Origin of the sequence: Streptomyces sp. NPDC093252 (genome assembly GCF_040683675.1) — a bacterium.
In the GTDB taxonomy this organism is placed as follows: domain Bacteria; phylum Actinomycetota; class Actinomycetes; order Streptomycetales; family Streptomycetaceae; genus Streptomyces.
On record NZ_JBFBEM010000009.1, the window covers coordinates 269,647 to 296,572 of the forward strand.

The 26,926-nt window shown below is 71.9% G+C and carries 22 protein-coding genes; 5 read left to right on the forward strand and 17 right to left on the reverse strand.

Annotation, left to right across the window (positions count from 1 at the left end; translation table 11 throughout):
- Positions 1-59: 59 nt before the first annotated feature.
- From fbaA to AB0O01_RS20920, 7 genes are all read right to left on the reverse strand, one after another.
- Positions 60-1,091, reverse strand: a complete 1,032-nt coding sequence (fbaA, locus tag AB0O01_RS20890; protein WP_365315286.1) for a class II fructose-bisphosphate aldolase — start codon at positions 1,089-1,091, stop codon at positions 60-62.
- A gap of 130 nt (positions 1,092-1,221) precedes the next feature.
- Positions 1,222-1,770 (reverse strand): orotate phosphoribosyltransferase, encoded by a 549-nt coding sequence (gene pyrE, locus AB0O01_RS20895; RefSeq protein ID WP_365315288.1) that lies wholly within the window; start codon positions 1,768-1,770, stop codon positions 1,222-1,224.
- A gap of 10 nt (positions 1,771-1,780) precedes the next feature.
- Positions 1,781-2,572, reverse strand: coding sequence for an aldose 1-epimerase (locus AB0O01_RS20900; protein WP_365315290.1), 792 nt, complete (start codon positions 2,570-2,572; stop codon positions 1,781-1,783).
- 146 nt (positions 2,573-2,718) lie between these two features.
- A complete protein-coding gene (locus AB0O01_RS20905; protein ID WP_365315291.1) occupies positions 2,719-3,594 on the reverse strand; it encodes a carbon monoxide dehydrogenase subunit G in 876 nt (291 codons plus the stop codon).
- Between the two features lie 52 nt (positions 3,595-3,646).
- Complete coding sequence (locus AB0O01_RS20910; RefSeq protein WP_365315293.1) at positions 3,647-5,296, reverse strand: polyamine aminopropyltransferase; 1,650 nt, start codon at positions 5,294-5,296, stop codon at positions 3,647-3,649.
- Positions 5,297-5,417: 121 nt separating this feature from the next.
- Positions 5,418-5,939, reverse strand: coding sequence for a DUF2617 family protein (locus AB0O01_RS20915; RefSeq protein ID WP_365315295.1), 522 nt, complete (start codon positions 5,937-5,939; stop codon positions 5,418-5,420).
- A gap of 374 nt (positions 5,940-6,313) precedes the next feature.
- Positions 6,314-6,604 carry a hypothetical protein gene (locus tag AB0O01_RS20920; protein ID WP_365315296.1) on the reverse strand — a complete coding sequence of 97 codons (291 nt, stop codon included), beginning with the start codon at positions 6,602-6,604 and terminating at the stop codon, positions 6,314-6,316.
- A gap of 130 nt (positions 6,605-6,734) precedes the next feature.
- Between AB0O01_RS20920 and AB0O01_RS20925 the strand changes: the two genes are divergently transcribed.
- The gene (locus tag AB0O01_RS20925) at positions 6,735-7,925 is read left to right on the forward strand and encodes a pyridoxal phosphate-dependent aminotransferase (protein ID WP_365315298.1); all 1,191 of its coding nucleotides are present in this window, start codon (positions 6,735-6,737) and stop codon (positions 7,923-7,925) included.
- A gap of 131 nt (positions 7,926-8,056) precedes the next feature.
- On the opposite strand, the gene AB0O01_RS20930 is transcribed toward AB0O01_RS20925, so the two are convergent.
- Positions 8,057-8,587: a YbjN domain-containing protein gene (locus tag AB0O01_RS20930; RefSeq protein WP_365315300.1), complete on the reverse strand. Its 531-nt coding sequence runs from the start codon at positions 8,585-8,587 to the stop codon at positions 8,057-8,059.
- 191 nt (positions 8,588-8,778) lie between these two features.
- Positions 8,779-11,376, reverse strand: a complete 2,598-nt coding sequence (clpB, locus tag AB0O01_RS20935) for an ATP-dependent chaperone ClpB (RefSeq protein ID WP_365315301.1) — start codon at positions 11,374-11,376, stop codon at positions 8,779-8,781.
- 177 nt (positions 11,377-11,553) lie between these two features.
- On the opposite strand from clpB, the gene AB0O01_RS20940 reads away from it, so the two are divergent.
- On the forward strand, positions 11,554-11,964 hold the full coding sequence (locus AB0O01_RS20940; protein WP_365315303.1) for a TIGR03618 family F420-dependent PPOX class oxidoreductase: 411 nt from the start codon (positions 11,554-11,556) through the stop codon (positions 11,962-11,964).
- Between the two features lie 144 nt (positions 11,965-12,108).
- On the opposite strand, the gene AB0O01_RS20945 is transcribed toward AB0O01_RS20940, so the two are convergent.
- Positions 12,109-12,444 (reverse strand): hypothetical protein, encoded by a 336-nt coding sequence (locus AB0O01_RS20945; protein WP_365315305.1) that lies wholly within the window; start codon positions 12,442-12,444, stop codon positions 12,109-12,111.
- A 395-nt stretch (positions 12,445-12,839) separates the two neighbouring features.
- On the opposite strand from AB0O01_RS20945, the gene AB0O01_RS20950 reads away from it, so the two are divergent.
- The gene (locus AB0O01_RS20950; protein WP_365315306.1) at positions 12,840-13,790 is read left to right on the forward strand and encodes a helix-turn-helix transcriptional regulator; all 951 of its coding nucleotides are present in this window, start codon (positions 12,840-12,842) and stop codon (positions 13,788-13,790) included.
- A gap of 189 nt (positions 13,791-13,979) precedes the next feature.
- On the opposite strand, the gene AB0O01_RS20955 is transcribed toward AB0O01_RS20950, so the two are convergent.
- The 7 genes from AB0O01_RS20955 to AB0O01_RS20985 all read right to left on the reverse strand — a co-directional run bounded on the left by AB0O01_RS20955 (position 13,980) and on the right by AB0O01_RS20985 (position 22,681).
- Positions 13,980-15,011 (reverse strand): LuxR C-terminal-related transcriptional regulator, encoded by a 1,032-nt coding sequence (locus AB0O01_RS20955; protein WP_365315308.1) that lies wholly within the window; start codon positions 15,009-15,011, stop codon positions 13,980-13,982.
- Between the two features lie 329 nt (positions 15,012-15,340).
- Positions 15,341-16,444 carry a substrate-binding domain-containing protein gene (locus AB0O01_RS20960; protein WP_365315310.1) on the reverse strand — a complete coding sequence of 368 codons (1,104 nt, stop codon included), beginning with the start codon at positions 16,442-16,444 and terminating at the stop codon, positions 15,341-15,343.
- A 526-nt stretch (positions 16,445-16,970) separates the two neighbouring features.
- Positions 16,971-17,390 (reverse strand): helix-turn-helix domain-containing protein, encoded by a 420-nt coding sequence (locus AB0O01_RS20965; RefSeq protein WP_355735833.1) that lies wholly within the window; start codon positions 17,388-17,390, stop codon positions 16,971-16,973.
- 47 nt (positions 17,391-17,437) lie between these two features.
- Positions 17,438-18,616, reverse strand: a complete 1,179-nt coding sequence (gene dnaJ, locus AB0O01_RS20970; protein ID WP_365315312.1) for a molecular chaperone DnaJ — start codon at positions 18,614-18,616, stop codon at positions 17,438-17,440.
- 69 nt (positions 18,617-18,685) lie between these two features.
- On the reverse strand, positions 18,686-19,342 hold the full coding sequence (gene grpE, locus AB0O01_RS20975; RefSeq protein ID WP_365315313.1) for a nucleotide exchange factor GrpE: 657 nt from the start codon (positions 19,340-19,342) through the stop codon (positions 18,686-18,688).
- Positions 19,339-21,192 carry a molecular chaperone DnaK gene (gene dnaK, locus AB0O01_RS20980; protein WP_365315314.1) on the reverse strand — a complete coding sequence of 618 codons (1,854 nt, stop codon included), beginning with the start codon at positions 21,190-21,192 and terminating at the stop codon, positions 19,339-19,341. Before dnaK ends, grpE begins: the two co-directional genes overlap by 4 nt.
- Before the next feature lie 94 nt (positions 21,193-21,286).
- Positions 21,287-22,681, reverse strand: a complete 1,395-nt coding sequence (locus AB0O01_RS20985; protein ID WP_365315315.1) for an MraY family glycosyltransferase — start codon at positions 22,679-22,681, stop codon at positions 21,287-21,289.
- A gap of 366 nt (positions 22,682-23,047) precedes the next feature.
- Here AB0O01_RS20985 and AB0O01_RS20990 point away from each other — a divergent pair, with 366 nt between their 5' ends.
- On the forward strand, positions 23,048-25,330 hold the full coding sequence (locus AB0O01_RS20990; RefSeq protein ID WP_365315317.1) for a (Fe-S)-binding protein: 2,283 nt from the start codon (positions 23,048-23,050) through the stop codon (positions 25,328-25,330).
- Positions 25,331-25,563: 233 nt separating this feature from the next.
- Positions 25,564-26,877: a VCBS repeat-containing protein gene (locus AB0O01_RS20995; protein WP_365315319.1), complete on the forward strand. Its 1,314-nt coding sequence runs from the start codon at positions 25,564-25,566 to the stop codon at positions 26,875-26,877.
- The last annotated feature ends 49 nt before the right edge of the window (positions 26,878-26,926 follow it).

Genomic DNA, 26,926 nt, shown 5'->3' on the forward strand with positions numbered 1-26,926 from the left:
GAACCGTCCGGGGAACCGTCAGGGAACTCCCCTCGGGGAACTCCCCTCCGGAAACTGTCCTACTTCAGCTTCTGCCCCGCCGACCGCAGGTTCCCGCACGCCTCGACGACCCGCGCCGCCATGCCCGCCTCGGCCAGCTTGCCCCAGGTGCGCGGGTCGTAGGTCTTCTTGGAGCCGACCTCGCCGTCCACCTTCAGCACACCGTCGTAGTTCGCGAACATGTGGCCGACCACCGGACGCGTGAAGGCGTACTGGGTGTCGGTGTCGATGTTCATCTTGACGACGCCGTTCTCCAGCGCGGTGCGGATCTCGTCCTCGGTGGAGCCGGAGCCGCCGTGGAAGACGAAGTCGAACACCTTGGCGTCGGCCGGGCGGCCGAACTTGGCGGCGACGCCCTCGTTCAGGTCCTTGAGCAGCTCGGGGCGGAGCACGACATTGCCCGGCTTGTAGACACCGTGGACATTGCCGAAGGACGCGGCGAGCAGATAGCGGCCCTTCTCGCCGAGACCGAGCGCCTCGGCGGTGCGGATGGCGTCCTCGACGGTGGTGTACAGGTCGTCGTTGATCTCGTGGGTGACGCCGTCCTCCTCACCGCCGGTCGGGGTGATCTCCACCTCCAGGATGATCTTCGCGGCGGCGGCGACGGCCAGCAGCTCCTGGCCGATGGCGAGGTTGTCGGCGAGGGTCTCGGCGGAGCCGTCCCACATGTGCGACTGGAACAGCGGGTTCTCGCCGCGGGCGACCCGCTCCGCGGACACCGCGAGCAGCGGGCGGACGTACCCGTCCAGCTTGTCCTTGGGACAGTGGTCGGTGTGCAGGGCCACCGTCACGTCGTACTTCTTGGCGACGATGTGCGCGAACTCGGCGAGCGCCACCGCGCCGGTGACCATGTCCTTGCTGTGCTGGCCGCCCAGGAACTCGGCACCGCCGGTCGAGATCTGGATGATGCCGTCGCTCTCGGCCTCCGCGAAGCCGCGCAGGGCAGCGTGCAGGGTCTGGGACGAGGTCACGTTGATGGCCGGGTAGGCGAACCTGCCTGCCTTCGCCCGGTCGAGCATCTCGTTGTAGACCTCGGGGGTTGCGATGGGCATCTGTCCGCTCCTTGTATGTGCGGGTGGGTGTACTGCGTGTGCAGCGAAAGGCCCTGACCTAGACCTGAGAGAGATGACGCCGTCGTCGCGCCCATCTTTCCAGACGGACCCGGCCCGGCGGAGTCCTGTCTCAGCCCAGACCCAGCTCGTCCTTGGAGTACGCGAAGAGGTACGGCACCCCGGCGCCCCGCTCGATCTTCTCGGCGGCGCCGGTCGCCCGGTCGACGATGGTCGCGACGGCGACGACCTCGGCCCCGGCCTCCCGTACCGCCGCCACGGCCTCCAGCGGGGAACCCCCGGTGGTGGAGGTGTCCTCGACCACCACCACCCGGCGCCCGGCGATGTCCGGCCCCTCCACCCGGCGCTGGAGCCCGTGCGCCTTGGCGGCCTTGCGGACGACGAACGCGTCCAGCCTGCGCCCCCGGGCGGCGGCGGCGTGCAGCATGCTCGCGGCCACCGGGTCGGCGCCCATGGTGAGCCCGCCGACCGCGTCGAACTCCAGGCCCTCGGTCAGATCGAGCAGCACCGAACCGACCAGGGGGGCGGCCTCGCCGTCCAGGGTGACCCGGCGCAGATCGACGTAGTAGTCGGCCTCCAGGCCGGAGGAGAGCGTCACCCTGCCGTGCACCACGGCCTTGTCCTTGATCTGCTGGAGCAGCTCGCCCCGTACGTCCGTCATACCGACCAGCTTAGAGGCGCCGCCAGCGCCAGGTGGTGGTGGCCTCCAGCGGCTCCAGCGGGGTGACCAGGCGCGGTCCGGTGTTCAGCCCGTCCGGCGGGCCGGTCTGCGGCTCCACACAGACCGCGTCCTCCTGCTCGTCGTAGAGCACGACCCACTTCTCGGGGCTGGTGACGGTCAGCTCCAGCCGCTCGGGCCAGGTGAGGGTGACCTCGACGCCGTCGGGCATCCCGAAGCAGTCGTCCCAGGGGCCGGGCCGGGGCTCGATCCGCTTCCCGGTGGGCAGATGGTCGTCCCCGCGCTCCTCCTGCCACCCCGGCCGGAAGCCGATCTCCGCCCCGGGCCAGCCGTCCGGGCTCCGCCGGAACCAGGGATGCCAGCCGAGCTGCGCCGGGAAGGAGTTGTCGTACGTCTCGATCGCCAGGGTCAGGGTCAGACTCTCCGGTGTCAGGGCCACCACCTGGGTGACCCGGCCGGGGTAGGGCCAGGGGTCGGCGAGGTCGTAGGTGATCACCGCCTCGTCCGCCGAGACCCGCGCGGTGCGCCAGGCGCCGTCGCGGGCGGTGCCGTGGATGGCGTGCGGCGGGGAGTTGAGGGGCAACTGGTGGACGGTGTTCCCGTTCCGGAACCGCCCGTCGCGGGTCCGCCCGCACCAGGGAACCATCGGGAAGCAGCCGTACCGCTCCCCCTGGCGCAGCAGCTCGGTGCCGTCGATCCGAAGACTCGCGAGCCGCCCGCCGTGCGCGGGGGAGACCGTCAGCCGGGCGTCCCCCGAGGTCAGGGTGATGTCGTGGTCACTCACCCACCAGACCCTAGTAGACGGCCCTGAGCGGCGACGCCCTCAGGGGCGCGGGGCTGTGGTCGTACGCGGCTCCGCCGCGTGGGCGCGACCGGCCCGCCACGCACCCGCAGCCGCACCCGCAGCCACCCCCGGACCGGACCCGCCCCTCACCGCCGTCTCCGCAGCGCCCGGGTCACCACGATGGCCGACGCGAGGGCGATCGCCGCGGCCGGCGCGGCCCAGCGCAGCGCACTGCTCGGCGCCACCGTCTGGGGCGCCGGGACCGGCGCGTAGCGCCCGCGCGGCGGCGCGTGGTCCACCTCCTCCGCGCTGCGCCCGATCATCGTCCGGCGCGCGTGCGCGGCCTCGGCGGGGGGTTCGTCGGCGGCCCCGGAGGGGGTCGCGGGCATCTCGTCGTCCACAAGCCCCTCCAACGACGAGGGGGCCCTCCCGGTCTCCGGCTCGACCGGCTCGGCGTCGGTATCGGCATCGGTGTCGGCGTCGGTGTCGGTTTCCGCGTCGGCAGCGGTGTCCGCGTCCGCAGCGGCATCGGCGTTCTCGGCGAACCGGTTCACCAGCCTCGCCAGCGCCGACCGCACCGCGTCCCCCGGCAGATCCGCGATCCGCCCGCCCACGCTCCCGCCCCCGGCGAGCACCACCACCGTGCCCCCGTCGCCCTCGCCGCCCTCTCTCAGGGTGAGGACCAGCTCCAGCGCGACCACCCCGTCGCCCCGCACCTCGGCCCCCTCCAGGGACACCCCGTACGACCCGTCCCCCCGGGGAGCGACCCGCAGGGTCCCCCGGTAGGTGATGGTCGTCTGCCCGATCCGCAGCTTCAGCCGCCCGGCCGTCACCGGCGACGCACCCGCGCCCGGCGCCTCCCCGGTGTCCCGCGCCTGCCCGGTGTCCCGCGCCTGACCCGCATCCGGCGCCTGCCCGGCGTCCCGCTGGAGTCCGGGGAGCGCCCCGGCGACCCGGGCCGGGTCGTCGAGCACCGCCCTGAGCCGCTCGGCGGCAACCGGAATGAGGACCTCAAGCTCCATGTCGGTGGAGCCTACCCAGCAGGGCCGGAATCGCACCCGTGCCACCGGGGATTCAGTAGCGCGGATGCACCAGCGTGGACACGGCGAGACCGCCGATCCGGGTCCGCTCGGCCGCCCGCGCGCCCAGGGCCAGCGCGTCCGGGGTCAGGGTGGCGGGCCGGGGGCGCTCGGCGAGCCGCAGCGGGGGCGCCGCGCCCGGGGCGGCCAGCACGAACCCCCAGTCGTGGGGCCGCTCGGGGGTGCCGGTGGAGCGGTCGGGTCCGGCCGCGAACCCGGTGGTGCCGCCGCCGACGGCATAGGGGGAGGTGTGCAGTCCGGCGGCGCGCAGGGTGGTGTCGACGGTCCAGAAGCCGCGCGGGCGGCTGGCGAGCGGCCCGGCGTGCACCGCGAGGCGCCCGCCGGGGGCGAGCGCGCGCCGGGCGAGCCCGTAGAACTCCTGCGAGTACAGCTTCGTGCTGTCGGTGATGGCCGGGTCCGGCAGATCGGTGATCACCACGTCGTACGAGCCGGTCGGGGCCGAGCGCAGCCAGGCGAAGGCGTCGGCGACGGTGACCCGGACCCGGGGGTCGCCGTGTACATGCCCGTTGAGGGCGGCCAGGGCGGGGTCCTGGCGGGCCAGGCGGACCACCTCCGGGTCCAGTTCCACGAGGTCGACACGGCGCACCCCGGGGTGGCGCAGCACCTCGCGGGCGGCGAGGCCGTCCCCGCCGCCGAGGACCAGGACGCGCTCGTGGGGGCCGGTCATCGCGGGGTGGACCAGCGCCTCGTGGTAGCGCCGCTCGTCCCGGCCGCTGACCCGGAGCCGGCCGTCGAGGAAGAGCGCGAAGGGCTTGCCGTGGGTGCCGCCGGTGAGGACGACCTCCTGGACCTCGCTCTGCACGGCGACCCGGACGTCCTGGCCGTAGACGGCGTGGCGGGCGGCGCGTTCGAAGTCGTCGACGAGGACGGCGGCGGAGGCGAGCAGGCCGAGCACGGTGACATTGGCGGTCAGCAGCAGCCAGCGGGCACGGCGGGTGAGGTCGCCGTGGAAGAGGCCCAGCACCAGGGCGCCGCCGGCGATCACATTGACGGTGCCGGTGAGCAGCGCCCCGGTGAGCTGGCCGAGGAAGGGCAGCAGCAGAAAGGGGAAGGCGAGGCCGCCGACCAGCGCGCCGACGTAGTCCGCGGCGAACAGGTCGGCGACCGCGCCGCCCGCGTCCTGGCGGCGGATGCGCTGGATCAGCTCCATCAGCAGCGGGACCTCGGCGCCGATGAGCAGCCCGGTGGCCAGGGAGAAGGCGACCAGGAGGAGCCGGGGGCCGTGGGACCACAGACCGCCCCAGTCGCCGGTCCAGGCGAAGACCGCGTAGAGGGCCATCGCGCTGCATCCGCCGACCAGGGCGAGGACGGCCTCGACCGCGCCGAATCCGGCCGCGCCGAGCCGGCGCAGCCGTTTCGCGGCGAGCGATCCGATGCCCATGGCGAAGACCATCACGGACAGCACGATGGACGCCTGGGTGACCGAGTCGCCTATCAAGTACGAGGCGAGGGCGACCAGTTCCAGCTCGTAGACCAGGCCGCAGGCGGCGCAGACGAAGACGCAGGCCAGGACCAGGAACCGGCCGGTGGCGGGCCGCACGGGCAGTCGCACGGCGGCCGGTCCCCCAGGGGTGCCCCAGGGCGGCGGGGGGCCGGGCGGGGCCGGGGCGTGCGGGTCGATCACGACTGCGACGTTACGTCACCGGTGCGGTGCGTCTTGTCACCCACACGTGTGGAACTCGCCGCCCGCGGGCTGTCCCGGGTTTCACCGGCCGCCGGGCGGGACGGTCCTGGACCGGGCCCCGTCACCGCACGGTCGCCGGTGTCCGCACCCCCACCCTGGTCCGGGTCGCCACGAGTTGGCCGTCCTGGGGGTAGGCGTGCCAGGTGCGCCAGTGGACCTGGCCCTCGTGGCGCTGGGCCAGCATCGCGGTGAAGGCGTGCGGGCTGCCCGGGAAGACCCCGGCCAGTCCGTTGGGATGGTCGGAGACCAGGGCGAGGAGTTCCTGGGCGCGGCCGGCGAAGGAGCCCGGGGACAGGGCCTCGACGCGGGCGGCGAATTCGTACTCCCAGTCGCCCACGCGTTTGGCCACGCCGAGCGGCAGGGGGGTGCTGCTGCCCGGGATGCAGGCCACGGTCTCCGAGCAGGTGGCCCGCTCCTCCTCCAGGAGGACCTGGTGGGAGGCGCCGAGCAGTCTCAACTGGACTCTGGCTCCGGCCAGTTCGAGGTCGAGGGTGGCGAGTGCGGGCAGCGGCTCGCGCCCGAGGGTCCAGGCGAGATCGGCCGCGCGCGTGTCGGTGTACGAGGTGTTCAGGGTCGTGAGCATGGGTCGGCTCCGCATAGCACGCAAAAGAGAGAGAGGCGGTGTGTGGGTCCGGCGCACCCCGGTCGCCACCGGGAGGATCGGCCCGGTCAGCCCCGTGAGCAGAGGTGTCCGAAGGACATCCGAGGGGGCCGCGTTGGTGATTTAGAGGGAATCATGAACTGCGGTGCCCCCACAGCGTTTTTACCCAAGTTCGTGGGGTTTCCATCCCTCAGAGGGCTCCTCAGCTCAACTGTTCAACTACGGCGTACGCCGTGCCGGACGGGCGTACGCGGTCGCGGATCCCCCGGCGTACGAGCGCCCGCCGGGACGCGAGGTCCCGGCGGGCGCTCGGCGGGTGGATGCGCATCCCCCTTCAGGAGCCCGGCTGCCCCGTGTCAGCCGCCGCCTCCACCGCATCCACCGCCGCCTCCACCGCCTCCGCAGGACGACGAGGACGAACCGCCCCCGCAGGAGTGGCCGCCGCCGGACGAACCGCTCCACCAGCTTCCGCCGTCGCTGCCGACGGCCCCGGCGGCGCCGCCCTCGCCCGACCCGTACGACCTGCCGCGCCCCGACCGGGCGCTCGGCCGCCCGCGCAGGCTCCGGGTCCGCCTCAGCACGACGGCGACGACGACGAACAGCGCGATCCACACCACTGCGACGAACAGGACGATGCCGAGAACCATGGCGTCATCCTCCTTCCGAATCCCCCCGGGACGGCCCCCCGTGGGTGTCCCGTGTTGTGCGTGAACGGGGGATGCCCTCGGCGTGCACGCCTCAAAGCCGAGTTGAGGAACTCCAGAGCTTGCGCGCAGGATGACCCGCATGACCTCAGCCACGCGCCCCGCCCTCAACCGCCGTCTCGCCGAGTTCGGGACGACGATCTTCGCCGAGATGTCCGCCCTCGCGGTGCGGACCGGGGCCATCAATCTGGGCCAGGGCTTCCCGGACACCGACGGCCCCGAGGAGATCCGGGAGGCGGCGGTACGGGCGCTGCGCGACGGCCGGGGCAACCAGTACCCGCCGGGTCCGGGCGTACCGGAACTGCGCACCGCCGTCGCCGCGCACCAGGCCCGGTACTACGGTCTGACCCCCGACCCGGACACCGGGGTGCTGGTCACCGCCGGCGCCACCGAGGCCATCGCCGCCGCCCTGCTGGCCCTGCTGGAACCCGGCGACGAGGTGATCGCGCTGGAGCCGTACTACGACTCGTACGCGGCCTGTATCGCGATGGCGGGCGCCCGGCGCGTGCCGGTGACACTGCGCCCGCGCGAGGGCGCGTTCCGACTGGACCTGGACGAGCTGCGGGACGCGGTGACCGACCGCACCCGGCTGCTGCTGATCAACACCCCGCACAATCCGACCGGCACGGTCCTCACCCGGGAGGAGCTGGCGGTGATCGCCGCGCTGGCGGTGGAGCGGGATCTGCTGGTGGTCACGGACGAGGTGTACGAGCATCTGGTGTTCGACGGGGCCGGGCATGTGCCGCTGGCGACCTTCCCGGGGATGCGGGAGCGGACGGTCACGATCGGCTCGGCGGGCAAGACGTTCTCGTTCACCGGCTGGAAGGTCGGCTGGGTGACGGGCGCGCCGGAGCTGGTGGCGGCGGTGCGGTCGGCGAAGCAGTTCCTGACGTATGTCGCCTCGGGGCCGTTCCAGTACGCGGTGGCGGAGGCGCTGGCGCTGCCGGAGGAGTACTTCACGGCGTTCCGGGCGGAGCTGGCGGCCAAGCGGGATCTGCTGGCGGCGGGGCTGGCGGAGGCGGGCTTCGGGGTCTTCCGCCCGGCCGGGACGTACTTCGTCACCACCGACATCCGGCCGCTGGGCGAGAGCGACGGTTTCGCGTTCTGCCGGGCGCTGCCGGAGCGCGCGGGGGTGGTGGCCGTCCCGAACGCGGTCTTCTACGACGACCGGGAGGCGGGGGCGCCGTTCGTGCGGTTCGCGTTCTGCAAGCGGACGGCCGTGCTGGAGGAGGCGGTGGGGCGCCTGAAGACGCTCGCGGGGTAGGGACGGCTGTCCCGGGCGCCCCGGGCGTGCCGGGCGCTCGCGGGCCGGGGGAGGCTGTCCCGCCGTGCCACCGTCCACAGGCTGTGGACGGTGGGCGCACGGAGGGTGGGCCCCTGGGCCGGAGCGGGCGGTTACTCGCCGTCGTCCTCGGGCTTCTCCGCCTCGTTGACCTCCTGCTCCAGGCCGAGCTGTTCGATCAGCCAGCGGTCGAACTCGATCGCCGCGCGCACCCAGCTCACCGTGGAGGACACGAAGAACTCCAGGTTCACCCCGGGACCGATCAGCATCTGGGCCTCGCCGATCAGGCGGACCGTGCCGTCGTCATGGGTGTGGGTGTAGACCTTGGGCCACAGCGTGCGCCGGTTCCAGTCGTCGATCGACTCCAGGAGCTGGGGCTTCTCCTCGATCTTGTGCGGCCGGTCGTAGAACGTGCGCACCGAGAAGACCTGCTGGTCACCCTCGCCGCGGAACATGAAGTAGGTACGGAACTGCTCCCACGGCGCTGCGAGGTCTCCCTCCTCGTCGACGACGTACTTCAGCTCCATCTGGTCGAGGAGCTGCTTCACGAGGTCCTGATCCGGGACGACGGGGCCCGCCGGTCCTTGGGGCTGCGGCTGGGGCTGGCCCCCGAAGTTCGGAATCGAGGACGGGTCGATGGTCACCGTGAATTTCCCTTCGTACGGATCCCGCCATCCTCCCCCATCCGGGGAGGGGGGTGGCAAGCCCCGCCGGGCTCTTCCGCCGTCGGCTGACGGGATCCCGCCGGAGGTGGCGGAACGAGGGGGCCCGCCCCCGCCGGATGCCGGGGACGGGCCGTCGCCGTACGGGGACGGAGAGGTGCGGTTACCGAGGGTTACAGTGTCTTGCCCGTCGCCGGGCCCACGATCAGGCCCTCGCCGAAGGCGTCGACGCGGACCGTGTCGCCGTCCTTGACCTCGCCGGAGAGGATCTCCCGGGCGAGCCGGTCGCCGATCGCGGTCTGGACCAGGCGGCGCAGCGGGCGGGCGCCGTACGCCGGGTCGTTGCCCTCGTCGGCGAGCCAGGCCAGGGCCTCGGGGGTGACGTCGAGGGTGAGTCTGCGCTCGGCGAGGCGCTTGGCGAGGCGGTCGATCTGGAGGCGGGCGATGCGGCCCAGCTCGTCCCTGCTGAGCGCCGAGAAGACCACGAGGTCGTCCAGCCGGTTCAGGAACTCCGGCTTGAAGGACGCCCGGACCACCTCCAGCACCTGCTGCTTCTTCTCCTCCTCGCCGGTCAGCGGCTCGACCAGATACTGGCTTCCCAGGTTGGAGGTGAGGATCAGGATGGTGTTGCGGAAGTCGACCGTGCGGCCCTGTCCGTCGGTGAGCCGGCCGTCGTCCAGGACCTGGAGCAGGATGTCGAAGACCTCGGGGTGCGCCTTCTCCACCTCGTCCAGCAGGACCACGCTGTACGGGCGGCGGCGGACGGCCTCGGTGAGCTGGCCGCCCTCCTCGTAGCCGATGTATCCGGGCGGGGCGCCGACCAGCCGGGCCACGCTGTGCTTCTCGCCGTACTCGGACATGTCGATGCGGATCATGGCCCGCTCGTCGTCGAAGAGGAAGTCGGCGAGCGCCTTGGCCAGTTCCGTCTTGCCGACGCCGGTCGGGCCGAGGAAGAGGAAGGAGCCGGTGGGGCGATCGGGGTCGGAGATGCCCGCGCGGGAGCGGCGTACGGCGTCGGAGACCGCGCGGACCGCCTCGCCCTGGCCGATCAGGCGGCGGCCCAGCTCGTCCTCCATGCGCAACAGCTTCTGGGTCTCGCCCTCCAGGAGGCGCCCGGCGGGGATGCCGGTCCAGGAGGCGACGACGTCCGCGATGTCGTCGGCGCCGACCTCCTCCTTGACCATGGTGCCCTTGGCGGCCTCCTCCTCGGCCTCGGACGCGGCCTCCAGATCGCGCTCGACGCCCGGGATCTCCCCGTAGAGCAGCTTGCTGGCGGTGTCGAAGTCGCCGTCGCGCTGGGCGCGCTCGGCCTGGCCGCGCAGGTCGTCCAGCTTCTCCTTCAGCTCGCCGACCCGGTTGAGGGACTGCTTCTCCTTCTCCCAGCGGGCGGTCAGGCCCCGCAGGTCCTCCTCCTTGTCGGCGAGGTCGCGGCGGAGCTTGTCGAGACGGTCCTTGGACGCCTGGTCGGTCTCCTTGGCGAGGGCCAGCTCCTCCATGCGCAGCCGGTCGACGGCACGCTGGAGTTCGTCGATCTCGACCGGCGAGGAGTCGATCTCCATGCGGAGGCGGGAGGCGGCCTCGTCCACCAGGTCGATGGCCTTGTCGGGGAGGAAACGGGAGGTGATGTACCGGTCGGAGAGGGTGGCGGCGGCGACCAGCGCGCTGTCCGCGATCTGCACCTTGTGGTGGGCCTCGTAGCGGCCCTTGAGGCCGCGCAGGATGGCGATGGAGTCCTCGACGGACGGCTCGGCGACCAGGACCTGCTGGAAGCGGCGCTCCAGGGCCGGGTCCTTCTCGATCCGCTCCCGGTACTCGTCCAGGGTCGTGGCGCCGACCATGCGCAGCTCGCCGCGGGCCAGCATCGGCTTGAGCATGTTGCCCGCGTCCATGGCGGAGTCGCCGCCCGCGCCCGCGCCGACGACCGTGTGGAGTTCGTCGATGAAGGTGATGACCTGCCCGTCGGAGTCCTTGATCTCGGCGAGGACGGTCTTCAGGCGCTCCTCGAACTCGCCCCGGTACTTCGCGCCCGCGACCATCGCGCCGAGGTCGAGGGAGACCAGCCGCTTGTCCTTGAGGGACTCGGGGACATCGCCCTTGACGATCCGCTGGGCGAGGCCCTCCACCACGGCGGTCTTGCCGACGCCGGGCTCGCCGATGAGGACGGGGTTGTTCTTGGTGCGGCGGGAGAGGACCTGGACGACCCGGCGGATCTCCTGGTCGCGGCCGATGACCGGGTCGAGCTTGCCGTCGCGGGCGGCGGCGGTGAAGTCGGTGCCGAACTTCTCCAGGGCCTTGTAGGAGCCCTCGGGGTCGGCGGTGGTGACCCGGCGTCCGCCGCGCGCGGCGCGGAAGGCGTCCTGGAGCTTCCTGGCGGTGGCCCCGGCGCCGGTCAGCACCTCGCCGGCCTGGCCGCCCTTGGCGGCGATGCCGATGAGGAGGTGCTCGGTGGAGAGATAGTCGTCGCCGAGGTCGCGGGCGCGGGACTGGGCGTCGGCGATCACCGCGAGCAGCTCGCGGTTGGGCTGCGGGGGCGCGACGGTGGACCCCGTCACACTGGGCAACTGGCCGATGGCCTTCTCGGCCCCGGCCCGTACGGCGGCCTGATCGGCGTCGACGGCGGCGAGCAGATCGGTGATGTTCTCGTTGTCCTGACCCTGGAGCAGCGCCAGGAGCAGATGCGCGGGCGTGAGATCGGCGTTGCCCTCGGTCACGGCCCGCTGGCCGGCCGCGTTGATCGCGTCCCGGCTCCGGTTGGTCAGCTCGGCGTCCACGTTCGCTGTCTCCTCCTCGGCGTCCTCGCCGTCGTCGTCGCCCTCGGCACGGTCACGGGAGGGGTCTTCGGAGGTCCCCCTCCGCAGTGCCCCGTCGTGACTCGTCCAACGTGCATAAAGTTGAGTCTATTCCACTCAAGGTGAGGCGGGGGCCACCTCCCGGGTTACCTTCCGGCCATGGCTTCCCATCCGCAGGACCCGGGCGCGCCGGACGCGCCGTACCTCAGCTTCTGGCGTGAGCGGCATGTGTGCACGATGACGACGATCCGCCCGGACGGCACCCCGCATGTGGTGCCGGTCGGCGTCACCTACGACCCCGGGGAGCGGCTGGCTCGGGTGATCACGGACGGGGGGAGCGCGAAGGCGCGGTATGTGGCGGCGGCCGGGGCGGAGGGGGCCCGGGTGGCGGTGTGCCAGGTGGACGGGCGGCGGTGGGCGACGCTGGAGGGGCGGGCGGTGCTCCGCGCGGAGCCCGAGCAGGTGGCGGAGGCGGAGCGGCGCTATGCCGAGCGGTACCGGACGCCCTCGGTCAATCCCACGCGTGTGGTGATTGAGATCACAGTGACCCGGGCGATGGGCCGGGGCTGAGAGAGATCAGTTTCAGCCATGGCCAGGATCGGGCGATACCCGGAAATATCCTGGAAAACTGCAGCGGCGTCACCGTGTTCAGGTCACGGTGACGCCGCTGCGGGGGGAAGCACCTGAGCGATCTGTTACGACGGGGGAATCGCGTCAGGCACTGCGGGGGGTGGCTGAGATGGTTCGTGTGCCGGCGGGCGTGGGCTCCGCCAGTTGATGGTCCCGCTGGTCCAGATTGACGAAGATCATTCCGTAGCGGATGGCACATCGCACGGGCTGCGGTGCACCTCGGGGGCGGCGCAGACAGCGATAGGCCCGCACATCCCCGTCCTCGTCCCGGGTCACCACCACGGGTTCTCCGAACACTGTCACCATCAGCGAGTCACCGTTGTGGGGGAGAGCGGTGACAAGATCGATGAAGTGCCAGCCCGAGCGGTATGCCGTGGCCATTTCCCTGCGAAACGACCGGTCGTCCGGCGGAGTGGTCATCGGTCAGCCCCAGCTACTGTCGTTTGCCCGGACCGGTGCGACGCGGACTGGCGTGTTCGGACCCCAACTACTGTCCGCTTCGCCGGCCGCACTCGCCCGCACCAGCCCCCAACTGCTGTCAGCCCTGGTGTCGCCCTTCGCGCCGGCCAGGCCACTGAGCGTTCCGATGGCCACAACGGCGGAGAAGGCTGCGACAAGCACCGAGCGAAGCGTTCTCTTGCGCATAGTCGGCTTCGTCCTCACTTGAAGGTCCCCTCTTCCCCCGTCGGATAAGACGATGGCTCATTCAGGCACGTCGTGGCCACACAAACGGTGCATCATGTTCCTGCATGTTCAGGACCCTGGGGGGTGGAAATTTGGTAGCCAAAGGGACATCTAGGATGCATCCCCATCCGATGACCGAACTATGCGAGGAGGGCAGCCGCCTCTACGCCGCGGCCCTCCGTGGCGGACGTATCGCCCGTACGGACGCGGAAGCGGCTCCCTGTCTGATGGAGTTCGCCCTGCTACACCCCGATCCGGACGACCCCGAATGGCTGCGCCCGGTCCCCCCGGCCATCGCGCTGGCCCAGCGGCTCAACCCCCTTGAGCGGGAGATAGCGGAACGGCGGCGGACCTCCGTCGAACTGACCGACATCTTCGAGCCGTTCATGAGCCTCGCCACCCAGACAACGACGGCCACCCCGTCGCTGACCGTCCTGGAGGGATTCGAGCGGATCAACGCCGCCCTCGATCTGGCCACCGCGCAGTGCCAGACCGAGATGCTGACCGTCCAGCCCGGCGGGCGGCGGCTGGAGACCACGCTGATGCAGGGGCTGGAACGCGACAAAGCGCTCACCGACCGCGGTGTCCGAATCAAGACCCTCTACCAGCACACCGCCCGGCACAGCCCCGAGACCCTCGCCTACACCGCCCAGTTCACCGACAACAAGGTCGAGTACCGCACCATCGACGAACTCGTGGAGCGGCTGATCATCTGCGACGAGTCGGTCGCCTTCATCCCCACCCGGGACGACCGCGCCGTGGCCCTGGAACTGCGCCACCCCGGTCTGGTGCGGTACCTCATCAAGGTCTTCGAGTTCATGTGGAGCCGCGCGGTCCCGCTGAGCACCGGCACCCCCTACGAGACCGCCCCCGACGGCATCACCGACATCCAGCACTCCATCGCCAAGCTGCTGGTGGAGGGCCATGTGGACGAGGCCATCGCCCGCCGCCTGGGGATGAACGTCCGCACCTGCCGGGCCCATATCGCCAAGCTGGCCACCGCCCTGGGCAGCGGCAGCCGCGCCCAGCTCGGCTATCTGATCGCCCAGTCGGGGCTGCTGGAGAAGGAACAGGGGCGGTGAGGGGGCGCGTCCGCGGTGGGGGGCTGTTTGTCCGGGGGTGCTGTTTGTCCGGGGGTGCTGTTTGTCCGGGGGTGCTGTTTGTCCGGGGGTGCCGGGCGGGGCAGGGGGTGCTGTTCTCCGGGGGTGAGGCGCGCGGCGGCGCAGCGGCGCGGGCCGGGCGGGCTGACGGTGCTCGTGGCTTCCGGAGCCTCACCGTCCCGTCGGGGACTCCTGGCCCGGGATGGTGAGTTCGGCCGGGGTGCCGGACGGGCTGTGCAGGCCGACCTGCGCTATCCGGACGCCGAGCTGGGTCCGGCTGGCGGCGCCCAGCGTCTCGGAGAGCCGGGCGATATGGGCGCGGCAGGTGCGGACGCTGATCCCGAGCCGCTCGGCGATCACCGCGTCCTGGTGGCCCTCGGCGAGCAGCGCGGCGATGGACTGCTCGCGGTGCGAGATGCCCTCGATCCCGGTGTCGGGGAGCGGGGCGGTCAGCGGGATCGCCAGCCGCCACAGCCGTTCGAAGACGGTGACGAGGTACTCGACCAGACCGGGGTGGCGCAGTTCCAGGGCCATCGTGCGGTCGGCGTTGGCCGGGATGAAGGCGACCGTGCGGTCGAAGAGGATCAGCCGGTCGATCACCTCGTCCAGGGTGCGGGCCTGTACGGCCTCCCCCATCAGTTCGAGGTAGTTCAGCAGGCCCTGGCCATGACGGGCGACATGGTTGTAGAGATCGCGCATCCGCACCCCGCGTCCGCGCAGGGCGAGCGCCCGGTGCAGGCCCTCGGAGAGTTCGTGCTCGCGGCGGATGCCGCCCGGCTGCACGGTGAGCACCTCGGTGGTGCAGGCGTCGGTCGCCTCGTCCAGCGCCGCCTGGATGCGCGCCGGGCCGTCCAGCACCCGGATCGCGGCGCCCTCACCCTGCGGTGAGGCCGGTGCGGAGCCGCCCAGGCCCGCGTACCACTCGACGGCGGCGACCGCCGCGCCCACCCGGCGCTGGCTCGCGCTGACCTCGTCGTAGACCCCGCGCAGCAGCCGGGTCATGACCTCCTGCGGGGCGGTCGGCACCAGCCAGTCCATGTCGTCGGGGTCGGGATGCAACAGGGCCAGCTCCAGCAGACACGGGACCGGTCCGGCGTCGGTGCGGGGCACCCTCCCCCGCCGTACGGCACGGGAGTACACGCGGTCCCCGGCCTCGCACAGTCGGTCGGCACCGTGGGGATGCTCCCTTCCGTGCCCGGCCATCGCCCATTCCACCCCCGGTTCCAGCCTCTCCGCGTCGTCGGTTCGGTCCGCCGACGGGCCCCGGGTGTACCCGGGAGGCCGGCACCGACGAGACCTTTCGGCTCCGCAACTATGCGCGGCCCGGACCTGGTCCGCAACACGGCTCCGCGGGAAGCGAACCGGGGAAACCACCGCTATGGACGGGTTTTCGCCGTCCTCGGCCCCTCCCCGGCCCACCCCGGCGCACCGAGCCGGGCGGGGGCGCCGAGGGCCGGGTGACCTGCGGGACGTGAGAGATGTGGAGTGACGTACGGGGCGGGCCGCGAGGGGCTACGGGCGGGCGCGCGGGGTCACTTGAGACCCGCCGCCGCGCACTCCTCCTCGTAGTCGGCCGTGCAGATGTCCGAGACCGGGTAGATCCCGTCGGCGACCACGGTGTCCTTGATGTTGTCGGCGGTGAGCGCGACCACGGTGACCAGTTGCGAGGGGATGTCCTGCTGGGTGGGGCTGTCCACCCGGTCCCGGGTCAGCGCGTCGAACTGGATGTCCCGGCCCTGCACCCGCGCCACGGCCATCTCGGCGGCGGCCTCGGCCTCCTGCGGATAGGACTTGTAGACGCTCATGAACTGCTCGCCGGTGAGGATCCGCTGGACGGCCGCGAGTTCCGCGTCCTGGCCGGTGATCGGGGGCAGTTCGGTGACCCCGGCGGCCTCCAGCGCCTTGATGACGCCGCCCGCCATGCCGTCGTTGGCGGCGAGCACCCCGGCGATGTTGTCGGCGCCGATCTCGTCGATCGCCTCGGCCATGTTGGCCTCGGCGTTCTCCGGCTTCCAGTCCTTGGTGTCGTAGGACTTGGCGATGGTGACCTGGCCCTCCAGCTCGTCCAGGGCGCCCTGCTTGAACTGGCCCGCGTTGGGGTCGGTCGGCGAGCCGTTCATCATCACGATCCGGTCGGCGGCGGTGCCGCTGCCCAGTTCCTCCAGCAGGGTGCGGCCCTGGACCTCGCCGACGAGTTCGTTGTCGAAGGAGATGTACGCGTCGATCGGGCCCTCGGCCAGCCGGTCGTAGGCGATGACCGGGATCCCGGCGTCCTTCGCCTTGCGCACCCCGCCCGCGACGGCCTTGGCGTCCACCGCGTCCAGCACGATGACATCGACACCGTTGTCAATCATGGCCTGGAGCTGGGTCTCCTGACGGGCCGCGTCCGCGTCGGCGTTGGCGTACTCCACCCGGCCCTGATTGTCGGTGAGGGCGGCGACCTTCTTCTCGAAGATGGGGTGGTCGAACTTGTCGTACCGGGTGTTGGCCTTCTCCGGCAGCAGCAGCCCGACCGTGAGGTCGTTGCCCTTGGTGGGGCTGGCGTCACCGGAGTCGCCCGTCGCGCCCAGAACGCCGCAGCCGGCGAGCGAGAGGATCAGCGAGGACGCGGCCACGGGTATGGCGATACGACGCATTCGGGGTCTCACTCCAGTGCGGGTAGGGGTCGTTGCGGACGGTGCCGAGGTTACGGACGCTGCGGTGGTTGCGGTGGTTGCGTTGCGTTCGTTGCGGTGGTTGCGTTGCGGTGGTTGCGTTGCGGTCGTTGCGTTGCGGTCGTTGCGTTGCCGTCGTTGCGTTGCCGTCGTTGCGTTGCCGTCGTTGCGTTGCCGTCGTTGCGTTGCCGTCGTTGCGTTGCGTTCGTTGCGGACGGGAAGACCGCGGTCGGCGCCGCACAGCCCGGACCACGGGAAGCCGCCGACGACTGGCAGCCAACGCGCCGGGCGCCGTAACCGTCAAGTGATCCTACTTAACGAGATGGCAATATCACCTTCCGCTGAGCGAACGGGATCCGGCGGCCGTCTCGGTGGTCGTCCCGGTGGTCGTCTCGGCGAATGCCCGGCGGATGCCCGGCAGGTGCTCCGGCGGATCGTGCGGACACGAGTAAGGGCCGGGAGGACGGTCACCCGCCTCCCGGCCCTCACCCCTCGCGGGTGCCGCCGGTCAGTCCGACTGCGGTCGCTTGGGCCGCCACACCACCAGCGCGCTGGTCTGCTGCACCTCCTGGTACGGCACCAGATCGCGGCGGTAGGACGCGTGCACCTGGGCCTCGCGCTGGCGCATCGCCGCCGCCGCCCCGTCCAGCGCCGACTCCATCTCGGCGATCCGGGACTGGAGCGCGGCCACGTGGTTCTCCAGCTCGATGATCCGCTTGATACCGGCCAGGTTGATGCCCTCGTCCTGGGACAACTGCTGCACCTGGCGCAGCAGTTCGATGTCCCGGACCGAGTAGCGCCGGCCGCGGCCGGGCGTGCGGTCCGGGGAGACCAGGCCCATACGGTCGTACTGGCGCAGGGTCTGCGGGTGCAGACCGGAGAGCTGGGCCGCCACCGAGATGACGTAGACCGGGGTCTCCTCGGTCATTTCGGGAATGCCCCCGCGCTGCCGGGGACGACGACCGTCCATCTCGATCAAGCTCCCTTCGCGGCCTGGAACAGCTCCGCCCGCGGATCCTCGCCCGCGGAAGCCTCGCGGTACGCCTCCAGCGCGTCACGAGCCTTCCCCGAAAGGTCCTTCGGGACACTCACTTCCACGGTGACCAGCAGATCCCCGCGGCTGCCGTCCTTGCGGACCGCGCCCTTGCCGCGGGCCCGCATCGTGCGCCCGTTGGGCGTGCCGGGCGGGAGCTTCAGGGTGACCGGCGGGCCGCCCAGGGTCGGGACCCGGACCTCGCCGCCGAGCGCCGCCTCCGCGAAGGTCACGGGGACGGTGACCGTGAGGTTGTCGTCCTTGCGGCCGAACACCGGGTGGGCGTCGACATGGACGACCACATACAGGTCGCCCGCGGGGCCGCCGCGCTCGCCCGGGGCGCCCTTGCCGCGCAGCCGGATCCGCTGGCCGTCACCGACCCCGGCCGGGATGCGCACCTGCATGGTCCGCGAGGACTTGGCCCGGCCGCTGCCCTTGCAGACCTCGCAGGGGTTCTCCGCGATCAGTCCGCGGCCCTTGCAGTCGGGGCAGGGGTCGGTCAGCGAGAAGCCGCCGCCCGAGCCGCGGGCCACCTGCCCGGTGCCGACGCACGTCGGGCAGACCCGGGGGGTGCCGTTGGCGTCGCCGGTGCCGGAGCATGCCTTGCAGGGGGCCTGGGAGGACATCCGCAGCGGGACCGTCGCGCCCTCGATCGCCTCGGTGAAGCTGAGGGTGACCTCGGACTCGATGTCCTGGCCGCGCCGGGGCTGGACCCGGGTGCCGGGACCGGCGCCGCCGCGGTTGAAGAGCCCGCCGAAGACATCGCCGAGCCCGCCGCCGAAGCCGCCTCCGCCCCCGCCCTGGGGCTGCTGACCGCCGAAGAGGTCACCCAGGTCGAAGTTGAAGTTGCCGCCACCGGGGCCGCCGGGCCGGAAGCCGCCGTTGCCGAACAGCGCCCGCGCCTCGTCGTACTCCTTGCGCTTCTTGGGGTCGCCGAGGACGTCGTTCGCCTCGGAGATCTCCTTGAAGCGCTCCTCGGCCTTGGCGTTGCCCTTGTTGGCGTCGGGGTGGTTCTCCCGGGCCAGCTTGCGGTACGCCTTCTTGATCTCGGCCTCGGTGGCGTCCTTGGGGACGCCGAGGACCTTGTAGTAGTCCTTCTCGATGTAGTCCTTCGTACTCATCCCCGACGTCCCTCCTCCCTCTTCCTCGCCGTCCGGATGATCCGGGTCATCCGGATCATCCGGTCGACGTCAGCCCTCGTCCGGGCCACCGCTCTCCTTGGTCCCGTCGGAGTCGGCGTCCGAGGACTCGCCCTCCGGCTTCACCGTCTGCGCGCCCGGCTGCGGTTCGGCGACCGCCACCCGCGCGGGGCGGATGGTGCGCTCGCCGATGCGATACCCCGGCTGGAGGATCGCGACGCAGGTGGTCTCGGTCACATCCGGCGCGTAGGAGTGCATCAGGGCCTCGTGGATCGTCGGGTCGAAGGGCTCGCCCTCCTTGCCGAACTGCTGAAGGCCCATCTTGGCCGCCACGGTCTCCAGCGACTCCGCCACCGACTTGAAACCGCCGACCAGCTCGCCGTGTTCCCGGGCCCGCCCGATGTCGTCGAGGACCGGGAGCAACTCGGTCAGGAGGTTCGCGACGGCGATCTCCTTGACCGCGATCCGGTCCCGCTCCACCCGGCGGCGGTAGTTCTGGTACTCGGCCTGGAGGCGCTGGAGGTCCGCGGTGCGCTCGCCGAGCGCGGTGCGCACCTGGTCCAACTGGGCCACCAGACCCGCTGTCTCGGTCCCGTCCCCGGCCGGAGCCGCCCCCTGCTCGGGGGCGGACTTCGGCTCGGCGTCGTCGGGGGTCGCGCCGGAGGGGACGTCGGGCTTCTCCTCGAAGCCCGGGGTCTCCTCGGTCACGCCGCACCGTCCTTGCGCTGCTGCTGCTCGTCGTCGACGATCTCGGCGTCGACCACGTCGTCGTCGGCCCGCGGGGTCTCACCGGTGGTGGCGTCGCCCCCGGCGGCCTGCGCCGACTGGGCGTCGGCGTACATGGCCTGGCCCAGCTTCTGGGAGACGGCGGCGACCTTCTCGGTGGCCGTGCGGATCTCGGCGCTGTCCTCGCCCTTGAGCTTCTCCTTCAGCTCGACGAGGGACTCCTCGACCTCGGTCCTGATCTCGCCGGGGACCTTGTCCTCGTTGTCCTTGAGGAACTTCTCCGTCTGGTAGACGAGCTGCTCGCCCTGGTTGCGGGTCTCGGCGGCCTCGCGGCGGCGGTGGTCCTCCTCCGCGTACTGCTCGGCCTCCTGGCGCATCCGGTCGACCTCGTCCTTCGGCAGCGAGGAGCCGCCGGTGACGGTCATCTTCTGCTCCTTGCCCGTGCCCAGGTCCTTGGCGGTCACGTGCATGATGCCGTTGGCGTCGATGTCGAAGGCGACCTCGATCTGCGGGACACCGCGCGGGGCGGGGGGCAGACCGGTCAGCTCGAACATCCCGAGCTTCTTGTTGTACGCCGCGATCTCGCGCTCGCCCTGGTAGACCTGGATCTGCACCGACGGCTGGTTGTCCTCGGCCGTGGTGAAGATCTCGGAGCGCTTGGTCGGGATCGTGGTGTTGCGCTCGATCAGCTTGGTCATGATGCCGCCCTTGGTCTCGATACCGAGGGACAGCGGGGTGACGTCGAGCAGCAGGACGTCCTTGACCTCGCCCTTGAGGACACCGGCCTGGAGCGCGGCGCCGATGGCGACGACCTCGTCCGGGTTGACGCCCTTGTTGGCCTCACGGCCGCCGGTCAGCTCCTTGACCAGCTCGGCGACAGCGGGCATCCGGGTGGAGCCGCCGACCAGGACCACGTGGTCGATCTCGGAGAGCTGGATGCCCGCGTCCTTGATGACGTTGTGGAACGGGGTCTTGCAGCGCTCCAGGAGGTCCGCGGTGAGCTGCTGGAACTGGGCGCGGGTGAGCTTCTCGTCGAGGTGCAGGGGGCCCTCGGCGGAGGCGGTGATGTAGGGCAGGTTGATCGAGGTCTCGGTGGAGCTGGACAGCTCGATCTTCGCCTTCTCGGCGGCCTCGCGCAGGCGCTGGAGCGCCATCTTGTCCTTGCCGAGGTCCACGCCGTGACCGGAGGCGAACTGCTTGACCAGGTAGTCCACGACCCGCTGGTCCCAGTCGTCGCCACCGAGGTGGTTGTCGCCGTTGGTGGCCTTCACCTCGACGACGCCGTCACCGATCTCCAGCAGGGACACGTCGAAGGTGCCGCCGCCGAGGTCGAAGACCAGGATCGTCTGGTCGTCCTTGTCGAGGCCGTACGCCAGCGCGGCGGCGGTCGGCTCGTTGACGATGCGCAGGACGTTCAGACCGGCGATCTCGCCGGCCTCCTTGGTGGCCTGGCGCTCGGCGTCGTTGAAGTACGCCGGGACGGTGATGACCGCGTCCGTGACCTTCTCGCCCAGGTACGCCTCGGCGTCGCGCTTCAGCTTCTGGAGCACGAAGGCGCTGATCTGCTGCGGGTTGAACGGCTTGCCGTCCAGCTCGATCTTCCAGTCGGTGCCCATGTGGCGCTTGACCGACCGGATGGTCCTGTCGACGTTGGTGACCGCCTGGCGCTTGGCGACCTCGCCGACGAGCACCTCACCGTTCTTCGCGAAGGCGACGACGGACGGCGTGGTCCTGGCGCCCTCGGCGTTGGTGATGACGGTGGGCTCGCCGCCCTCCAGAACGCTGACGACCGAGTTTGTCGTGCCCAGGTCGATGCCGACCGCACGTGCCATGGTTGATTCCTCCAGCCAACTTGAGTGGAACGGGCTCAAGTGTGCATCACTCGCTCCGCTGGGTCAACAGAGCTGAGTCGAGCAGACTCAACCTTTATCCGCTCCTTACACGCAACCATCCTCTGGCCTGGGAAGACGCAGCCCGCCCGCCCAGGGTTGCACCCAGCCGAAAACGCCGGGCGGAGGGGACCCGCCGGGCGGGGGGCGGGTCGGCGGAGGGGGTGCGGGGCGGGTCGGGTGGTCCCGCGTGGGGTTCGCTGGAGGAGGCGCGCCCCATGCCGGCCGGCCCGCCGGAGACCCCGCCGCGCGTGCGGGCAGGTCCACCGGAGGGGACGCCTCTCGCACCGAGCCGCGCACTGGAGAGTCCGACGCCCGAACGAGACGGTCCGCCGGAGCGTGACCCACCCCCGCCGAACCGCCCGCCGGAGAGCCCGCCGCCCAAGGCGACCAGTCCGCCGGAGACCCCCTCACCCCCGCGGAGCGGCCCCCGACCCGCCCCCGGCGTCTCCACCCGCAGCAACCCCCACACCATCACCACCACCCCACCCCCCACCCACAGCGCCGCCGAGGCGTCCGCCCACCCCGTGTGCACCAGCACCCCCACCAGCACCGCGCCGAAGGACCCGGCGCCCAGCGACACCGCCGCCCCGCGCGCGGTGAGCCCGGCCCGGCGCAGCCGGTGCGCCAGATGGTCCGGCCCACCCCTGGCCGCCAGCGCCCGCCCGGCGAGCCGCCGCGCCAGCACCACCAGCGCCACATCCGCGACAGCCACCGCCGTCACCGCGAACAACACGCCGAAGGACACCGGTACTTCCCCACCCGCGCGCGTGAGCAGCGCCGCGCCCGCGAGCACGAACCCCACGAACAGCGACCCCGTGGCGCCGAACGAGATCCGCGCGGGAGGCCAGTTGTGCATCAGGAACCCGGTCAGCGCCGCCGCCAGCACGCTCAGCAGCACCGCCAGCCCGTCCCGCACCTCCACCGCCGCGCACACCCCGAGCCCGAAGGCGGTCACCACGCCGACCGTCCCGGCGAGGGCGTCGGCATGGTCCAGGGACCGGAAGGCCAGCGCCACCCCCGCCATCCAGCAGGCGGCCACCACCGCGCCGACACCCCCGACAGCCCCGACACCCCCGGCGCCCCCGCCGTACGGCAGGACCACCCACAGCGCGGCCAGGACCGTACCGGCGAGCAAGAAGCGGGTGCGCAGCCGCCACAGGTCGGCGGCCAGACCGAGCCCGGCGACGGCGGTCGCGGCCGTCAGCAGCGCGCCGACCCCGGCGCCGAGCCGGGCGACCCCGGCCCACTCCCCGGCCCCGGCGACCAGCAGCGTGGCCCCGACCACCGCGGCCCCGCCGAGCAGCGGTACCGGCCGGGCGCGCCGGCGCCGGTCCAGCAGACCGCGGCGCAGGGCGAGGGCGCCGAGCAGCGCCGAGAGCAGGGCGGCGAGCAGCAGGGCGGCCACGGCCGCGGCGATCCCGTAGAGCACCTGCCCACGCTAAACGGAATGTCACTATTTGTGACGAATGCAGGGGTGCACTCGGCGCGCCGGGGCACAGGGCCGCCCGTACGGACCGTCCCCGCACCACACGGGACGACCACCCCTGCACCGCACAGCGCCCCCGCACCGCACCCCCGCACCACGCAGCGCCCGTGTGACGCACCCCCGCACCGCACAGCGCCCCTGTGACGCACACAGGTGCCCCTCAGCGACACAGATCACCGAGCGGCTGGCTACAGTGCGAGACGGGATGCGGGGTAATCTCGAAGGACTGGGTAAGTTACCGCTTAGTAATGACGGGGCCGCCGATGTCCGACTGGTCACCGTCCCCCCGCAGGCCCGAGGAGCCCTGAGATGCAACTCGCCGCGATCATCGTGTCGATGGTCCTCATGGTGGTCGGCGTCGCCCTGTTCGGCCGGGCCGTCCTCCAGATCTTCCGGTTCATGGCGCTCGGCCAGCCGATCCCGGCCGGGGCCCGCACCAACGACCCCGTGCTGCGCACGATCACGCTGGCCAAGGAGTTCCTCGGGCACACCCGGATGAACCGCTGGGGGATCGTCGGCGTCGCCCACTGGTTCGTGGCGATCGGCTTCTACACCCTCCTGCTCACCATCGTGAACGCCGTCGGCCAGCTCTTCCAGGCCGACTGGCTGCTCCCGGTGATCGGCGACTGGGCCCCGTACAACGTCTTCGTCGAGTTCATCGGCACCATGACCGTGCTCGGGATCCTCGCGCTGATCGTGATCCGGCAGCTCTCACGGCCGGGCGGGGCGGGGCGCAAGTCCCGGTTCGCGGGGTCCAACACCGGTCAGGCGTACTTCGTCGAGACGGTCATCCTGATCGTCGGGGTCTGCATCTTCATGCTGCACGCGCTGGAGGGCGCGATGCACCACGTCGACAGCTACGAGGCGTCGTTCTTCCTCTCCTACCCCGTGGTGTCCGCGCTGTCCGGCCTGGAGCTGTCCACCCTCCAGAACCTGACCTACTTCTTCGCCGGGCTGAAGATCGCGGCGTCCTTCACCTGGATGATCGTCGTCGCCCTCAACACCGACATGGGCGTGGCCTGGCACCGCTTCCTCGGGTTCCCGAACATCTGGTTCAAGCGCAACGCCGACGGCGGCTCCTCGCTCGGCGCGCTGCTCCCGATGACCTCCGGCGGCAAGCCGATCGACTTCACCGACCCCGGCGACGACGACGTCTTCGGCGTGTCGCAGGTCGAGCAGTTCTCCTGGAAGGGCCTGCTCGACTTCTCCACCTGCACCGAGTGCGGACGCTGCCAGTCGCAGTGCCCCGCCTGGAACACCGGCAAGCCGCTCTCCCCCAAGCTGCTCATCATGTCCCTGCGCGACCACGCGCACGCCAAGGCGCCCTATCTGCTGGCGGGCGGCGGCAAGACCGCGGAGGGCGACGAGCGGGCGAGCGCCGAGCAGCTCGCCGAGGTGCCCGCGGCGGCCCTCGCCGAGGCCGAGCGCCCGCTCATCGGCACCGCCGAGGAGAACGGAGTCATCGACCCGGATGTCCTGTGGTCCTGCACCACATGCGGCGCCTGCGTCGAGCAGTGTCCGGTGGATATCGAGCACATTGACCACATCGTCGACATGCGCCGCTACCAGGTGATGATCGAGAGCGCCTTCCCCTCCGAGGCGGGCACGATGCTCAAGAACCTGGAGAAGAAGGGCAACCCCTGGGGCCTGGCCAAGAAGCAGCGCCTGGAGTGGCTCAAGGAGGTCGACTTCGAGGTCCCGGTGGTCGGCAAGGACATCGAGGACCTCTCCGAGGTCGAGTACCTGTACTGGGTCGGCTGCGCCGGCGCCCTGGAGGACCGCGCCAAGAAGACCACCAAGGCGTTCGCGGAACTCCTCCACATGGCGGGCGTCAGCTTCGCCATCATGGGCGGCGACGAGAAGTGCACCGGCGACTCCGCCCGGCGCCTCGGCAACGAGCCGCTGTTCCAGGAGCTGGGCATGGAGAACGTCATGGCCCTGAACACGGCGTTCGGCGAGGAGCTGGACGACGACGGCAAGGTCGTCGCCGAGTCGGCGAAGCCCAGGGCGGCCAAGAAGATCGTCGCCACCTGCCCGCACTGCCTCAACACCCTCGGCAACGAGTACCCGCAGCTCGGCGGCGACTACGAGGTCATCCACCACACCGTGCTCCTCCAGCACCTGGTGGACGAGGGCAAGCTGATCCCGGTCACCCCGGTCGAGGGTCTGATCACCTACCACGACCCCTGCTACCTGGGCCGCCACAACAAGATCTACACGCCCCCGCGCGAGATCATCGCCAAGGTCCCGGGCCTGCGCAACGAGGAGATGCACCGGCACAAGGAGCGCGGCTTCTGCTGCGGCGCGGGCGGCGCGCGGATGTGGATGGAGGAGCGGATCGGCAAGCGCATCAACAACGAGCGCGTCGACGAGGCCCTCTCCCTCGACCCCGACATCATCTCCACCGCCTGCCCGTTCTGCCTGGTCATGCTGACCGACTCGGTCAACGGCAAGAAGAACGAGGGCAAGGCGAAGGAGACCGTCCAGGTGGTGGACGTGGCCCAACTGCTGCTGGAGTCGGTGAAGACCCCGGTGGACCCGGCGGGCGAGGCCCCGAGCACGCCGGAGCCGGAGCCCGAGCCGGTGAAGTAGCAGGAGCCGGGCGTGGTCCGGTAGCCGGGCATCGGCATCGTCCGGTAGCCGATCGTCCCGATCCCTCAGCGCGCCCCACACGAACCGTACGCCCCGCGCGCTCTGCACGAACCGCGCGGGGCGCGCGCTCCCCCGGAACCTCCCCCCTCGGCCTCCCCCCTCCCCCTACCACCCTCACCCCCAACACGCGCATCATTACGGGGTCGTTGACGGTGTGGCCGGCGAGGTGAGTGATGCGCACAGGCGCAGGCGTGATGTGGGTGGCGGCGGGAGCCGCCCTGGTGCTCTCCCTCGCCGCGTGCGGCCCCGGCTCCGGTACGGGCGCCGACCCCACCCCCGTGGACAAGGCCGCCGCCCCGGCCCGTCCCGGCCTCCCCGTCCCGCGCGGCGACGGCAGCGACACCCCCGACGACTTCAACGGCGACGGCCGCCGGGACCTCGTCCTCAACGACCTCGTCAAGGACCAGGCGCACGCGGACGACGCCGGGGCCGGGATCGTCTACGGCGGCCCGGACGGACTCGCCCCCGGGGCACGGCAGTTGCTGAGCCCGGCCCGGCAGGCGGCCCGCACCGACGGCCAGGCGCCCGCCGTCTTCGACGCCGAGACGAGCTGCGACCTCGACGGCGACGGCTTCACCGACCTCGTCCTGTCCACCGACCCGCCCTACGACGGCCAGGGCCGCCCCCCGGTCCCGGTCCAGGTCCTCTTCGGCTCACCGCAGGGCCTCACCGGCAAGGCCGTCACCCTCGCCGTGCCGGACGCGGCCCGCGCCGGGAACGACTGGCCGGACCAGCCGGTGTGCGGGGACTTCGACGGCGACGGCGCCCAGGACCTCGTCCTGCACGCCTCCGAGCAGCAACTGAGCTATCTGCGCGGCCCGTTCACCCGCAAGGGCGCCCCGCGGGCGGCCGACGCCCCGGTCCCGGCCCCCGGCAACGTCCCCACCGGCCCGGCCGTCGACGCCGACGGGGACGGCTACGACGACCTGGTCGTCCGGGCCGCGGCGGGCGAGGGCGACGCCTTCCTGGTGCCCGGCGGCCCCGACGGCCCCACCGACGCCGCAATCGCCCTGCCGCCCGGCGCCGACGCCGTCCTCGGCCCGTTCGGGCGCGGCGCCGCCCTGGACGCGGCGATCGGCACCGAGTCCGGCACCGCCCTGCGCTACGACTTCCCGGACCCCACCCGCGCCGCCCTCGACACCCCGGGCACCCGGCTCGACACCGGCGACTTCGACGGCGACGGCCACGCCGACCTGGTGACCACCGACGACTCCGGGGAGCTGCGGATCTTCCGGGGCGGTCCGCGGGGCCTCTCCCCGGAACCGGCCATCACCCTCACCCCGGCCGCCCGCGGCACGTCCCGTGTGCTGGCGGTGGGCGACTTCGACGGCGACGAGCGGGCCGACCTGGTGGTCCGGACGTACCGGGGGGAGACCTGGGACGCGGTGGCGGTCCATCCGGGCGGCGCGCGGGGCGGCCCCCTGGTGGCGGACGCCCCGGCGGTGACGTTCTCGACGGCGGAGTTCCTGGGGGACAGCGAGGGATAGCCGGGGACAGCGGGGGGGGATAGCGCGGCGCCAAGTGCACCGCCCCGAA